General features: G+C 49.1%; 15 protein-coding genes and 1 other RNA gene. 7 read left to right on the top strand and 9 right to left on the bottom strand.

The features are described from left to right. Positions 1-30: 30 nt before the first annotated feature. The 5 genes from dapB to grpE form a co-directional block, all read right to left on the bottom strand. Positions 31-834, bottom strand: a complete 804-nt coding sequence (gene dapB / locus ACN0R8_RS06765) for a 4-hydroxy-tetrahydrodipicolinate reductase (protein WP_417596319.1) — start codon at positions 832-834, stop codon at positions 31-33. A gap of 56 nt (positions 835-890) precedes the next feature. Beyond that, a complete protein-coding gene (cysE, locus tag ACN0R8_RS06760) occupies positions 891-1,691 on the bottom strand; it encodes a serine O-acetyltransferase (RefSeq protein WP_417596317.1) in 801 nt (266 codons plus the stop codon). Between the two features lie 144 nt (positions 1,692-1,835). After that, on the bottom strand, positions 1,836-2,981 hold the full coding sequence (dnaJ, locus tag ACN0R8_RS06755) for a molecular chaperone DnaJ (protein ID WP_417596315.1): 1,146 nt from the start codon (positions 2,979-2,981) through the stop codon (positions 1,836-1,838). 107 nt (positions 2,982-3,088) lie between these two features. Next, positions 3,089-5,020, bottom strand: coding sequence for a molecular chaperone DnaK (gene dnaK / locus ACN0R8_RS06750; protein WP_417596313.1), 1,932 nt, complete (start codon positions 5,018-5,020; stop codon positions 3,089-3,091). A 148-nt stretch (positions 5,021-5,168) separates the two neighbouring features. Then, positions 5,169-5,756 carry a nucleotide exchange factor GrpE gene (gene grpE, locus ACN0R8_RS06745; RefSeq protein WP_417596311.1) on the bottom strand — a complete coding sequence of 196 codons (588 nt, stop codon included), beginning with the start codon at positions 5,754-5,756 and terminating at the stop codon, positions 5,169-5,171. A gap of 321 nt (positions 5,757-6,077) precedes the next feature. On the opposite strand from grpE, the gene recN reads away from it, so the two are divergent. After that, positions 6,078-7,763 carry a DNA repair protein RecN gene (recN, locus tag ACN0R8_RS06740; RefSeq protein WP_417596309.1) on the top strand — a complete coding sequence of 562 codons (1,686 nt, stop codon included), beginning with the start codon at positions 6,078-6,080 and terminating at the stop codon, positions 7,761-7,763. A gap of 37 nt (positions 7,764-7,800) precedes the next feature. Here recN and ACN0R8_RS06735 read toward each other — a convergent pair whose 3' ends face one another. Continuing rightward, positions 7,801-8,367 (bottom strand): rhodanese-like domain-containing protein, encoded by a 567-nt coding sequence (locus ACN0R8_RS06735; RefSeq protein ID WP_417596307.1) that lies wholly within the window; start codon positions 8,365-8,367, stop codon positions 7,801-7,803. 172 nt (positions 8,368-8,539) lie between these two features. Between ACN0R8_RS06735 and ACN0R8_RS06730 the strand changes: the two genes are divergently transcribed. Beyond that, positions 8,540-9,868: an NAD(P)/FAD-dependent oxidoreductase gene (locus ACN0R8_RS06730; RefSeq protein WP_417596305.1), complete on the top strand. Its 1,329-nt coding sequence runs from the start codon at positions 8,540-8,542 to the stop codon at positions 9,866-9,868. A gap of 11 nt (positions 9,869-9,879) precedes the next feature. After that, positions 9,880-10,194, top strand: coding sequence for a hypothetical protein (locus ACN0R8_RS06725; protein WP_417596303.1), 315 nt, complete (start codon positions 9,880-9,882; stop codon positions 10,192-10,194). Positions 10,195-10,282: 88 nt separating this feature from the next. On the opposite strand, the gene fur is transcribed toward ACN0R8_RS06725, so the two are convergent. Further along, complete coding sequence (gene fur, locus ACN0R8_RS06720) at positions 10,283-10,693, bottom strand: ferric iron uptake transcriptional regulator (protein WP_078320557.1); 411 nt, start codon at positions 10,691-10,693, stop codon at positions 10,283-10,285. An 82-nt stretch (positions 10,694-10,775) separates the two neighbouring features. On the opposite strand from fur, the gene ACN0R8_RS06715 reads away from it, so the two are divergent. Then, a complete protein-coding gene (locus ACN0R8_RS06715) occupies positions 10,776-11,090 on the top strand; it encodes an outer membrane protein assembly factor BamE (protein WP_160055243.1) in 315 nt (104 codons plus the stop codon). 101 nt (positions 11,091-11,191) lie between these two features. Here ACN0R8_RS06715 and ACN0R8_RS06710 read toward each other — a convergent pair whose 3' ends face one another. Then, the gene (locus ACN0R8_RS06710; protein WP_417596300.1) at positions 11,192-11,503 is read right to left on the bottom strand and encodes an RnfH family protein; all 312 of its coding nucleotides are present in this window, start codon (positions 11,501-11,503) and stop codon (positions 11,192-11,194) included. Beyond that, positions 11,493-11,927, bottom strand: coding sequence for a type II toxin-antitoxin system RatA family toxin (locus ACN0R8_RS06705; RefSeq protein WP_417596298.1), 435 nt, complete (start codon positions 11,925-11,927; stop codon positions 11,493-11,495). Before ACN0R8_RS06705 ends, ACN0R8_RS06710 begins: the two co-directional genes overlap by 11 nt. A 190-nt stretch (positions 11,928-12,117) precedes the next feature. Here ACN0R8_RS06705 and smpB point away from each other — a divergent pair, with 190 nt between their 5' ends. The 3 genes from smpB to ACN0R8_RS06690 all read left to right on the top strand — a co-directional run bounded on the left by smpB (position 12,118) and on the right by ACN0R8_RS06690 (position 14,102). Further along, positions 12,118-12,600: an SsrA-binding protein SmpB gene (gene smpB / locus ACN0R8_RS06700; RefSeq protein WP_078320553.1), complete on the top strand. Its 483-nt coding sequence runs from the start codon at positions 12,118-12,120 to the stop codon at positions 12,598-12,600. A 57-nt stretch (positions 12,601-12,657) separates the two neighbouring features. Beyond that, positions 12,658-13,016: a transfer-messenger RNA gene (ssrA, locus tag ACN0R8_RS06695) on the top strand. A gap of 243 nt (positions 13,017-13,259) precedes the next feature. Beyond that, on the top strand, positions 13,260-14,102 hold the full coding sequence (locus tag ACN0R8_RS06690) for a hypothetical protein (RefSeq protein WP_417596296.1): 843 nt from the start codon (positions 13,260-13,262) through the stop codon (positions 14,100-14,102). Positions 14,103-14,289: the final 187 nt, after the last annotated feature.

Here is a 14,289-nt window from a genome sequence, read left to right as displayed (position 1 = left end):
GGCTGCAGCCAGTTCACACTGAACCAAACTTTACTTCAGGCTCAGCACATCCTGCATATCAAACAGGCCCTTTTCTTTATTGGCCAGCCAGTTACAGGCACGAACAGCACCCTTAGCAAACGTCATACGACTGGAGGCTTTATGAGTAATCTCTACTCGCTCACCTTCAGTAGCAAACAGAACCGTGTGATCTCCAACCACATCACCGGCACGAATCGTTTCAAAACCGATCTCTTTTTGCGTACGCGGGCCAATCTGGCCTTCACGACCATACACGGCGCACTCTTTCAGGTCACGACCCAAGGCATCAGCTACGGCCTCACCCATACAAAGTGCCGTGCCGGATGGCGAGTCTACCTTATGACGATGGTGGGCCTCGATAATCTCCACATCATAATCATCACCCAACACACTGGCCGCCATTTCCAACAATTTCAAAGTGACATTCACGCCCACACTCATGTTAGGTGCAAACATGATCGCTACTTTATCAGCAAAGGATTCCAGCTCAGCCTTCTCCTGCTCGTTCAGCCCTGTCGTACCAATAACAATCTTTTTGTCATGCTCAGCACAGAAGGCCAGGTTAGCCAGGGTAACCTGGGGTGCGGTAAAATCGATCAGGACATCGAAGTCATCCTTCGCGGCCTCAAGAGAACCAACAACCGATACCCCAAGCTTACCAACACCCGCCATTTCACCGGCATCAACACCGATCAGACTGCTATCCGACTCGACAATAGCGGCACCCAGCGTAACGCCTTCAGCTTGTGTGATCGCTTCAATATTGGTTTTACCCATACGACCTGCGGCACCGATTACGGCTACTTTAATCATCTTGATATCCTTTTATACTTCTCTTGATAAAACGCTTAATAAAGCAGCTTACGTGGCTATTCGGAATTAGAGATTTGCTGATTCATATCCAGCGCAGGTTTCTCGCAGCCTGAGCTGCCCACAATTTTCGCCGGCACGCCCACAACCGTTGTGTGCGGCGGTACATCTTCCAGCACCACAGAGCCGCCACCGACTTTGGCACCGGCACCGATCTCAATATTACCGAAGATCTTGGCTCCTGCCGCAATCAGGACGCCTTCACGAATTTTAGGATGACGATCACCACAATCTTTACCGGTTCCACCCAAGGTGACATTCTGCAAAATAGAAACATCATCTTCGATCACACAGGTTTCACCGATCACGATACCGGTTGCATGATCAAACATTACGCCGCGTCCGATTTTAGCCGCCGGATGAATATCAACCTGAAATACCTGACTGATGCGACTCTGCAGATAAAGCGCCATAGAGCGACGGCCATGGCACCACATACAGTGCGCTACGCGATAAGCCTGCAACGCATGAAAGCCCTTCAGATAGAGCAATACAGTAGAAAGCTTAGTAATTGCCGGATCGCGTTCACGAACCGCCACAATATCCTGACAGGTTGAACGAATAATCTGGCACTCACTTTCGAAGGCCTCTTCGATCAGCTCACGAACACTGACAGCGGACAGGACATCATCGCCAAGCTTCATCGCCAACAGATAGGATAACGCGCCGGCAAGATCATTATGCCCAATGATGGTACTGTGAAAATAACTTGCCAGGAACGGCTCCCGCTCAGCTTCCAGGCGGGCTTCCTCTTGGATCTCACGCCATAAGGCCTGTGAATCCAGTTGAACAGGTGCCATAACTCACCTCAAGTCAGATACCCCTTAACCGGGGGGAGAAAACAAATACCAAAAGATAATACAGAAATAAAAACAGGAAGCTGTCCACAATGATACAAAACTATCACTACGAACAATGCTTCCTGCTTAGCCTGATTTTAACGCTTAGTTCTTAAAGTCTTCAAAGAACTTTTTCACCGAATCAAACCAGCTGTTGGTTTTTGGTGAATGACGGCCCTGGGTATCTTCCATGCTTTCCTTGAACTCACGCAGCAGCTCTTTCTGGCGGTCCGTAAGATCCACCGGCGTTTCCACCAGAACCTTACATAACAGATCACCCTGCGCACCACCACGAACAGGCTTAACGCCTTTACCCCGTAACCGGAACAGCTTACCTGTCTGAGTTTCCGCCGGAATCTTCAGCTTAACGCGACCATCCAGAGTCGGCACCTCAAGCTCACCACCAAGAGCAGCATCCACAAAGGAAACCGGCACTTCACAGTACAGGTCTCGGCCATCACGCTCAAAAATCTCATGCTGACGCACACTAACCTGAACATAAAGATCACCGGCAGGCCCACCATTGGCACCCGCTTCACCCTCACCGGAAAGGCGAATGCGATCACCGGTATCAACACCTGGCGGAATCTTAACGGACAGGGTCTTCTGCTCTTGGATGCGACCATCACCATGACACTTGCGGCAAGGGTTCTTAATTTCAGTACCCCGACCATGACAGCTCGGACAAGTCTGCTGCACAGAGAAGAAACCCTGCTGCATACGCACCTGACCATGACCACCACAGGTGGAACAGGTCACAGGAGCAGAACCGTCTGCAGAGCCGGAACCATGACAGCTATCGCACTCGACCAGTGTCGGCACTTTAATGCTGACCGTTGTGCCATGTACAGCTTCTTCCAGATTCAGGTCCAGGCGATACCTCAGGTCAGATCCACGCTGAGGTGCACTCGGATCATGACGGCCACCGCCACCACCAAAAATATCACCGAATACGTCACCGAAAATATCACCAAAACCACCGGCACCGCCGCCACCGAAACCACCTCCGCCGTAGCCTGCCTGACCATCAACACCGGCATGGCCATACTGGTCATAAGCTGAACGTTTTTCCGGGGTCGTCAGAACATCGTAAGCCTCAGTCGCTTCACGAAATTTCTCCGCCGCTTCTTCGTCATCCGGGTTACGGTCCGGATGATATTTCATCGCCAAGCGACGATAAGCCTTTTTAATGGCTTTTTCGTCGTCATCCTTGGAAACACCCAGAATCTCGTAGTAATCACGTTTTGACATTGCTAGCTAACCATAGGTTATGAAAGAGGAAAGGGAGCTGAAAAAGGTTCGGATACAAGAACGCGGGAGAGTCTCCCGCGTTCTTACATTCCTTAGCTTAAAACGACTTATTTTTTGTCGTCTTTAACTTCTTCGAACTCAGCGTCAACCACATCATCTGCTTTAGCAGAACCCTGGTCAGCAGCCTGCTCGCCACCTTCACCCTGCTGGGCTTCAGCAGCCTGCTCAGCGTAGAGCTTTTGAGCCAGCTCACCGGAAGCTTCCGTCAGAGCATTAGTCTTAGCTTTGATATCGTCCGCATCATCACCTTTCAGTGCTTCTTCCAGATCTTTAATCGCCGCTTCGATCTTCTCTTTCTCTTCAGCTGTCGCCTTGTCGCCAGCTTCCTCTAAGGTTTTCTTAGTAGCATGCAGCATGGTGTCACCCTGATTACGGGTTTGCACCAGTTCTTCAAACTTCTTATCTGCTTCAGCGTTTGCTTCCGCATCCTGAACCATTTGATCTACTTCGTCATCCGACAGACCAGAAGAAGCCTTAATCACAATGGACTGCTCTTTACCGGTCGCCTTGTCTTTCGCGCTAACATTCAGAATACCGTTCGCGTCGATGTCGAAAGTAACTTCAACCTGAGGCACACCACGTGGAGCCGGTGGAATATCCGCCAGATCGAAACGGCCCAGAGATTTGTTCTGAGTCGCCTGCTTACGTTCACCCTGCACCACGTGAATAGTTACAGCGGTCTGATTGTCGTCTGCAGTCGAGAACACCTGAGATTTCTTAGTCGGAATCGTGGTGTTTTTATCGATAACAGGGGTCGCAACGCCACCCATGGTTTCGATACCCAGCGTTAGAGGTGTTACGTCCAGCAGCAGCACGTCTTTCACGTCACCGGCCAGTACACCACCCTGAATTGAAGCACCGATTGCTACCGCTTCGTCAGGGTTAACATCTTTACGTGGCTCTTTGCCGAAGAACTCAGCAACTTTCGCCTGCACCTGAGGCATACGGGTCTGACCGCCTACCAGGATCACATCATCAATTTCAGACGTGGACAGGCCCGCATCTTTCAGAGCGATTTCACACGGTGCCAGAGAGCGCTGAACCAGATCTTCTACCAAAGACTCCAGTTTCGCACGGGTCAGTTTAACGTTTAAGTGTTTAGGACCTGTTGCATCAGCCGTAATATACGGTAGGTTCACATCACTTTGCTGACTGGTAGAAAGTTCGATCTTCGCTTTCTCGCCTGCTTCTTTCAAACGCTGCAGAGCCAGAGGATCATTATGCAGATCGATACCGGACTCTTTCTTGAATTCGTCTGCCAGGTAGTTGATCACCGCCAGATCGAAATCCTCACCACCCAGGAAGGTGTCACCGTTAGTCGCCAGCACTTCAAACTGGTGCTCGCCGTCGACTTCTGCGATCTCAATGATAGAGATATCAAACGTACCACCACCCAGATCGTATACCGCTACAGTACGGTCGCCACGGGCTTTGTCCATACCGTATGCCAGAGCAGCAGCGGTTGGCTCATTGATGATCCGCTTAACTTCCAGACCGGCAATCTTACCGGCATCTTTAGTAGCCTGACGCTGGGAGTCGTTGAAGTATGCAGGAACCGTAATAACAGCTTCAGTTACTTCTTCACCCAGATAGTCTTCTGCAGTTTTCTTCATTTTCTTCAGAACTTCTGCAGAGATTTGAGGCGGTGCTTTCTTGTCGCCTTTTACCTCAACCCAGGCATCGCCATTGTCAGCTTTAGAGATGGTATAAGGCACCATTTTGATGTCTTTCTGTACAACATCATCTTCAAACCGACGGCCAATCAGGCGCTTAACCGCAAACAGAGTATTATTCGGGTTTGTCACTGCCTGACGTTTGGCAGACTGGCCTACCAGTGTTTCGTTGTCTTCAGTGAAAGCGATAATTGATGGGGTGGTGCGATCGCCTTCAGCGTTCTCAATCACCTTGGCTTTTTCGCCATCCATTACAGCAACACAAGAGTTGGTTGTACCTAAGTCGATACCGATAATGCGGCCCATAATATTCTCCGGTCTTTCAATCTAATTCTGTAGACTTAGCGGCTTTAGCTGCGCTTTTCGCCACTTTTCTTTGCATTTAACTGCTATATGCGGCCTTTGCGATTTCTTTCAAGGCCTGCAGATTAATTTTCTTACATTTATTCCGACACTACGCCGCCTTGGAAACCATCACCATCGCAGGGCGAACCAAGCGGCCATTCAGCAGGTAGCCTTTCTGCATAACCGCAATTACAGTATTTGGCTCCACCTCAGGGTTAGGCACCATCGACATCGCTTCATGGAACTGAGGGTCAAAGGGTTCACCTTGTGGATTAACGGGCTCCACATTGAACTTGTCCAGAGTGCTGACAAACATACTCAGCGTCATCTCTACACCTTCCCGAAGTGCCGCAGGGGCATCGTTCTGGTCGAAAGCCTCAATGGCACGCTCCAGACTGTCGATAACGGGTAGCAATTCTTTAGTAAACTTTTCCAGTGCGAACTTATGTGCTTTTTCCACATCCTGTTCAGCACGACGACGGGCGTTCTGAGCATCAGCATGAGCACGCAGTACCTGATCTTTAGCCTGCGCAAGCTGTTCCTCAAGGGCTGCAACCTCGTTGGTATCAGCTTCTGCGGTAGCATCTACCACATCACCTTCAATAAGATTTTCCGGGGTAGCCTGCGCATCTTCGGCAGTCTGCTGAGCCTGATCCAGCTCGTCCTGTGCGGTCTTTTTCTGCTCTTCAGTTGTCATTGCGTCAGTTTCTCTCACTTCAGATCTGTTATCACCAATTGCTGAGCTATATTGGGTTGGCCCATTTTTTTTCAACCCTTATACCGGGCTAATTCCCCAGAAATGCAGCATTTGATTAAAAAATGCTTTCTGGGGCAGACTCTCAGAGACAGAGGAGAAATAAGCTGCCACCCTCCTGATGTCAATGTTTGCCCCTTACAGTAAAAATACTGTATAAATAGCCATGATCAATCCTTTAAGCGATGATCACGGACTGAACACCCCAACTAATGCGGCTTTATCTATGAATCCGGCGTAAGCAGCCGGCACGAGGATGCACTGATGCTGACCTATTTGGCGATCAATAATCTGGCTATAGTAGAACACTTGGAGCTCGATCTGCCCTCAGGCATGACCGTAATCACAGGTGAAACCGGTGCTGGTAAATCGATCCTGCTGGATGCCCTGGGCTTGGCATTAGGTGACCGAGCAGACGCTGACAGCGTGCGGCACAGCGCATCAAAAGCTGAAATTCACGCCCACTTTGATATTACAGCTCTGCCGCAAGCTCAACACTGGCTACAGGAACAGGAGCTCACCGATGAAGAGCACGCGTGTGAATGCGTACTTCGCCGCATTATTCATTCGAACGGCCGCTCCAAAGCCTGGATTAACGGTCAGCCATGTTCAGCTCAACTACTGAAACAACTCGGCAGTCATCTGATCGATATTCATGGCCAGCATGAGCACCAGTCACTATTGCGCAAGGAGACTCATCTGGTCCTACTGGATGAGTTCGGGCATCTGGAAAAAAACGTCACCCGGCAGCGCTCTCTGTATAAAGACTGGCAACAGGTACGCAAACAGCTTGAACAACTGAAAGCCCAGGACAGCGAGCAACAGGCTCGCCTTGAGCTGTTGCGCTATCAGGTTGAAGAACTGGAGCAACTGGGGCTTGAGGAAGGCGAACTTCAGGGGCTTGAAAATGAGCAACAGGCACTGGCCAATGCTGAAACACTGATCTCTGAGGGTCAGGCGACCCTTGATCTCTGTGATGGCGATGATGGTGGCGCCCGTCAGGCATTAAATCATGCCTGTCAACGTCTGGGACAGATCCCCTCACAGGACCCGCAGCTGACTAATGTTGCCCAAATGCTCAATGATGCCCTAATTCAGGTTGAGGAAGCATCCAGGGAGCTCAGCTACTTTATTGAACGCTGCGAGTTGGACCCGGAGCGCCTGCAGTTTGTGGAAGAGCGCCTCTCCTCCATTTATCAACTGGCTCGCAAGCACCACATTACCCCAGAAGAATTATACAGCCACAGCCTGACCCTGAGAGCAGAACTGGACAATATCGAGAGCGGCCCCCAAAACATCGATCAACTTGCAGAACAACTGGATCAGCTCACCCATCAATACCGAGAGCATGCTGCAAAACTCAACCAGAAGCGTCAACAATTTGCCCGGAAGCTGAATAAGAACATCAACGAACAACTGGCTCAGCTGGGCATGAGCAATGCTCACTTTGAAGTTTCGATCAAAAACAGTGAGCAGTTCCAACCCACCGGCACAGATGATGTGGAATTTATGATCAGCACCAATCCGGGCCAACCTGCAAAGCCCATGGTCAAGATCGCTTCCGGCGGCGAGCTGTCCCGTATCAGCCTGGCAATACAGGTGGTCACCGCCCAAACGTCAACCATTCCAACACTGGTGTTCGATGAAGTGGATGTGGGCATCAGCGGTGGTACAGCGGAAATTGTCGGCAAACTCCTGCACAACCTGGCAAAAAAGGGTCAAATTCTGTCGGTAACCCACCTGCCACAGGTCGCTGCCCAGGGTGATCAGCACCTGCATATCAGCAAGCACAGCACAAAAGACACCACGAAGTCTCAGATGAACTGGCTGACCGATCAGGACAGAGTAACAGAGCTGGCCCGTATGCTGGGAGGTGTAGATCTTACCGAACAAACTCTGGCTCACGCCGCCGAGATGCTGTCCACCAGCAAAGAGAAGACACAGGTCTGACCCGCCGGGCAGCTTTTATAAAAGTAATAAAAATAAGTCAGGGCTGTCTCTTATCTGCCCGATATATTTTATCCGGATTAGGTTTTGCGCCCCAAGGCAGGCCTGAGTTTTGCCAGCCATTTTTAATCCGCATACCCTTGTGCTCACCGGCTTTCAGCGAACCACCCTGAAAACCATTAATCACATAGCGGGCATTTTTAAACCCCTGATCTCTTAGATATTGCGCACTTGGCAAACCTCGTTCACTACCGGAACGGCACATCGTGATAATTGTCGCTGTTTTATCCAGCCCCCTCGCCTTAAGCGCCTGTTCAATCTGCTCTACAAAATCAGGATTACGGTAAAGGCGAAAACGGTTTTTCTTCTCATCCCACTCTTGGCGATCCACCATCAGAAAGGGAATATTCAGATCCACCTCATCGGTAAAGCCAACAAACATAATCTCTACCGGATCACGTACATCAACCAGCAACACCGGTGCCTGCCCATCTTTGTTCATCTCATACGCCTGCACGGGCGTTACTCCCAGCTCAGATGCCCACAGTGCTCCGCAAAACATCAGAGACGATGAGATCAGAGCCAAAACCATCATTCGTTTTTTCACCTGAAAACCTCTTTGCTTTTCTGAGTCGCCCCTGTCTATCTGACGGGTGCGACAAAATGACTAGGCGGAAAACTTGAGATTTCACATCAAGCATCCATAATCTAAGCTTATTAAAACTAATTCTAATAAAGATATAACTAAATAAAATATGAACGTCAACGGAGGAGCTCAAATGCCCCCATTGAAACACCCCAGCTACAATCCCGGACGTCGGCAATTTATCAAATGGGGAATAGGCGGGGCTGCAGCTTCGGTTCTGCCCTTTGGTATCGCTTTTGCCCGACAGAAAACCCAGGCCCGCATTCTGATTTTAGGAGCGGGGGCCGCCGGGACTGCTATGGCCAACCGCCTGAATAACGCCCTGTCCGGTGCCAGCATCACCATCGTCGGTAAACGCCCGCAACACTACTACCAGCCAGGCTATACCCTGATCGCCTCCGGCCTTTGGCAAACAGAGCAAGTCGCCACGCCAACCCGTAACTGGCTGCCTTCTGAGATAAGCTGGATCCCATCAGATGTGGCAGAGCTCTTTCCGGCTAAACGTGCCGTCAGACTTGAAGATGGTCAGACTCTGGAGTATGACCTGCTGGTGATCGCTACCGGCTGTCAGCTGAACTACTCTGAGATTGAAGGGATGAGCCCGGATCTGGTTGGGCAAAAGGGTATTGGCAGCGTCTACGCCAGCGCCGAAGGTGCTACAGCCACTAACCGGCAGATTGAATCCCTGATCAGTGCAGGAGAAGGCCGGGCGCTCTTCACCCTGAGCGACACCCCGATCAAATGTGCCGGTGCACCGCTGAAAATGATCTTCACCACGCTGTCCCGTCTTGAGGATACCGGCAAACGGGATGCTTTTCAGGTCGACTTCTTTACACCGTTCCAAAACAAGGTTTTCTCTGTCCCTGTGTACAACGATTTTGTTCTGAATCGCTGGCAGGAACAAAATGTGAATCTATATGACCAGCGTGTGCTCACCGCCATTGACGTGGAGAAACAAGAAGCCACCTTCACCACGGCAAACGGTCAACGCCAGCAGGAAGCCTATGACTTTATTCACATCGTCCCACCCATGAGCGCACCGGATGCGATCCGATACAGTGTGCTTGCCTGGCAGGAAGGGCCTATGGCGCACCAGTGGCTGGAGATTGATCAATACAGCCTGCAGCACCGCCGCTACCCGGAAATCTTCGGGGTTGGCGACGTAATCGGCACACCTTTCGGCAAAACCGCAGCCAGCGTCAAAAAACAGGCTCCGGTTGCTGAAGCCAATATTCTGTCTTACCTGGCAGATCGCCCTTTAGCCGCTAAATACGATGGCTACACCTCATGCCCGCTAATTACGTCCATCGGCAAAGCGATACTGGCTGAATTTGGTTATGGCGGTGAACTGATGCCCTCCTTCTCCTTTATCGATCCGACAGAAGAATCATGGGCGGTATGGGTGATGAAAGAGAAGATGCTGCAACCCGCGTATTACGCCATGCTTAACGGTCAGGTATAGGAGGCTAAACCATGACATTTTCAGGCATCATCACCATTGTAATGTACAGCCTTAAACCCTACTGGCCGCTATTATTACTGCTGGTCATGTTATTGCTGATCACCCAATGGGTGGGACGAAACAAAAAGGGCTCAGTACCTGGCTATGTTTATTGGCTAAGCGCGGGCATCGGTATCATCGCGGCGCTGCTTGCACCAGCGCTAACACTGTCAAAGCTCAGCTATGTCCAAACAACAACAGATGTTTTGGCATTAGTTGCCGTAGCACTGGGTGCCAGTCTCTATGCAGTATTACTGCTTTCGCCGCTAACAAAGCACCGGGTCTGATACCGACTCATTTCCCCCAACGACTACGATAGCCAAAAAAAAGCCCGCCCCCTTGCAGGGGACGGGCTTTCAGGTGCCGCATGAAAAATTAACTGTCTTTCTTGCGGACATATAAAACCAATGAGTGATCCACTAATTCGTAACCGTGCTCAGCGACAATTTCATGCTGACGACGTTCGATCTCAGGATCAAAGAATTCAATCACCTCACCACTGTCGACACAAACAATATGGTCATGATGTTCGTCTTTTGCCAACTCAAAGACCGCATGGCCGCCATCAAAATTATGACGTACAACCAAGCCTGCAGACTCAAACTGAGTCAATACACGGTATACAGTAGCAAGACCTACATCTTCCCCCGCTTCCAGTAACGCCTTGTACACATCCTCTGCACTCATATGATGCGCAGCCGCATTCTCCAGAAGCTGAAGAATTTTAATGCGTGGCAGGGTTACTTTCAGACCTGCTTTTTTCAATTCCTGATTTTCATCTGCCATGTTTTTCCCGTCTCGCTTCGCAGTTGGTGCTTATTTCCGGTATTATCCCAAACTTGCACAACAAGGTGAAAGATATTCTCATATGCAAAGACTGATCATTTTAGTCATCTTTTCGTCGTTAGTCACACTTTCCGGCTGTATTTTCCCTGGCGTTTACAAACGGGAGCTGCAGCAAGGTCAGGTTATGACCGATGAGATGATCAATCAACTCCAGCCGGGGCTTACCCGGGAGCAAGTGGTTTATGTGATGGGGAATCCCCTGACACCCTCCACTATCAATCCAAATCGCTGGGACTATATCTATTGGTCTAAAGATCCCAGAGATAATGTCACCCAACAAAAAGTAAGCCTGGTGTTTGATAACAACCGGTTGGTTGAAATCAATAAAACACCCTGAGCGATAAGCCAGTAAACTGGGCTACTTATAAGCTCCCCGGGCCGGCGAACAAAGCCAGCCCCGGGACTTTACAGGATTCCAGTAAGCACATCTTTAACCGATCAGGTTTTCTTCTGTTTAGCGGCGCGGTTGGCCCGTACTTTCTTGGGATCAGCAATAAGTGGACGGTAAATCTCAACCCGGTCATTTTCCCTTAAAACCTGCTCCTTCGGCGCTTTAACCAGTTTACTGAAAATCCCCAGCGAAACAGTGGCTAAATCAATCTCAGGGTAATGCTGGCTCAGGCCAGAGCGTTCTGCTGCCTGCAGTACAGTTGTGCCTTCAGGAACGTAAAGCTCTATAATCTTCTGCTCATTCGGTAGTGCATATACAACTTCTACCCGAATCTGCTTAGCATCCATATTATCGACCATAAACCTCGTCCGCCCGCTTACAAAATGCTTCAACCATCGTGTTTGCCGCCTGATTAAAGATCCCACCAAGAGCCATACTTAACAGCTTTCCGGCAAACTCAAACTCCATGGTCAGAGTGACCTTACAAGCCTCATCTGACAGCGCCTCAAATCGCCAGTCCCCTTCCAGTTTTTTGAAAGGGCCATCCACCAGTTGCAGATGAATATGATGCGGTGCCTCCAGCGTATTACGGGTGGTAAAGCTGTGCTTAATGCCCGCCTTGGAGATCTCCAGCCTACCGACCATATGGCTCTCGGATGACTCAATCAACGTAGCACCGCCACACCAGGGAAGAAATTTCGGGTAGGACTCACAATCATTTACCAGGTCATACATCTCACGGGCGGAATGCATAACCAGCGCGCTTCGGGTCACCGTTGTCATTTATGACGCTCTCGCTCTCTTCATCTTGACCCTGCCGGGGAAAAGCCGACAGCAAACAGGTCAAATCGGTAGCAAAATCGGGCAGCAACAGAAGCTACTGTCCACTTAAAGGCAGAATTGTAGCATGATTTTGATTTTTAACGGTTTCGCCTGATAGCCCTTTGCCTTTCTTAGCCTTATAATAAGATCTATGGCTAAGAAACAGAAAGCAAAAGCAACCAGCTCAACCATCGCTCTGAATAAGCGTGCACGCCACGAATTTCATATCAATGAAAAGTTCGAGGCGGGCTTGTCTCTGGGTGGATGGGAAGTAAAAAGTCTCCGTGCAGGCAAGGTCCAGATTACCGAGGGCTACGTCATTATGCACAAAGGGGAAGTGTGGCTGATGGGCGCGCACATTACCCCATTAATCAGCGCTTCATCCCATGTTCTTGCGGAACCAACCCGCAACCGGAAGCTCTTACTTCATAAGAAAGAGATCGCTAAAATCTTTGCAGCAATTCAGCAGAAAGGTCACACCTGTGTGCCAACCGCTCTGTACTGGAAAAATAACAAAGTAAAATGCGAGATCGCACTGGTAACCGGTAAAAAACTGCACGACAAACGCGCGACTGAGAAAGACCGTGACTGGGGTCGCCAGAAACAACGTATTGTGCGGGAACACGCAGGATAAGATAGCCTTATAATTAGGCAATCAAAGGGGAATTCTGTTAGAATGCCCCACTTCTTTGGGGGTGACATGGCTTCGACGCCGGTTTCAAACCCTGAGGTGCATGTCGAGAGGGTAACGTATCTCGTAAATACCGCGTTACAATTTTATAGTCGCAAACGACGAAAACTACGCTCTAGCAGCTTAATTGCTGCTCCCTCAGACGGAAGATGCCTGTATCTTCTAGACGAGGTATGAGCCCGCGAAACAGGCTCGAAGCAACGTCCGTCTCAGGCCGCGCTTCTAAAACTTTTCGAGACTCGCGCTAGGCAATCCTGTTCGTTGGAGTGCCAAGCGTTAAACTAAAAAACGAAACTAAGCATGTAGAGCCGATGGCAGAGGACTGGCGGACGGGGGTTCGACTCCCCCCACCTCCACCAAACATCGAAGGTCCAGCTGGAAACAGCTGGGCCTTTTTTGTTTTTGTACCTTTATATCAACCTTTCCTGTGATAGCCTTAGCCGTATAAATATTCGATCTTAAATTTGCTGCAAGCGGATCAACTCAAAACTGGGTAATTGCCGCAAAAATGCTATTTCGCTGGTTCCTGCGTATCGGCTAAGGGATCAGGAAGGTTAGATTAAAGTTTTGTAGGAAAAAGCTGATTTATCAGGGGGTTAGATTTGAGCATCTGGGAAGCATTAAGCCCTTATGAGCTGACAGCCTTAATTTTGATAGGGGTAGTGCTGAGTGCGCCGATTCATGTGGCCGGTGTAATCAGGGCTTCTTTAAAAAGAGTCGCCCACTTTCTAGTTTGGTTTTCTGCCAAAATTAAGCCGAAATTGCTCCTATATGCCCCTATTTTTATTGGTATCACATTAGTTATAGGGGTAATAAGCCTATATTACTGGAACAACTCTTTTAGTACCGATGCTAATGATTTAGCTAACTTTGGCAGCTACTTTGGTGGAATTCTAACGGGTATAGGTGTGATATTCGCCGGTTTATCTTATCTACACCAAAAGGGTGAAAGCCGCCATAGCAGAGAAAGGACAGAAGATTTGGAAGAGGTTCTTATCGCAAGTCTGTCAGCTGATGAACAACTATCCAAGCTTAAAAAATTCTCTCAGTTAACTAATGAGGTATATAATAAATCATTGGAACTCTATGATTTATTTACAAAAAAAACAGATAAGCTAACGCAAAAGGTATCTGAAATATTATTTTTATCAACATGTTATACACGCGCAGTAAATGGTTACATACGTGAAATAGAATTTACAAAAAAAGAATTTAACCGACCTGAAAGGCAAGAATTAAGAAAAACACTTATAGAGATTACAGGTCAACTAAAGTCAATAAGAAGAGACATCAAAGGAAGCATTTTCAACATCGAAATTTTAAAAACAACGAATAAGTTTTATTCAGATGATGCTCATGAAAATGAGCTGAGCAGTGCAAAAGGTCAACTTGAAACCCTCATTAAAAAAATAGCCGACTTGCAGGCCGCATATGAGATCAGCTAATAATTCTAACCGAGCCAGCCCTAACAGCCTCTTTAAACTTAGCAGCGGCCTTCTGAAACTGTACGGCTTTTAGACGCTTTAGCTCTGCTTTACGATTCTGATTCATACTGCCCCCGTGAGTATCGGTAAAACCTCACCCTAGGATATACAGGCGAAAAAGAACCACCCCGCAAGGTGGTTTATTCTG

This window comes from Oceanospirillum sp. (genome assembly GCF_048265165.1).
GTDB lineage: Bacteria > Pseudomonadota > Gammaproteobacteria > Pseudomonadales > Halomonadaceae > Oceanospirillum.
Note: the sequence above shows the minus strand (reverse complement) of the source record. Positions and strands in the feature narration are given on the sequence as shown.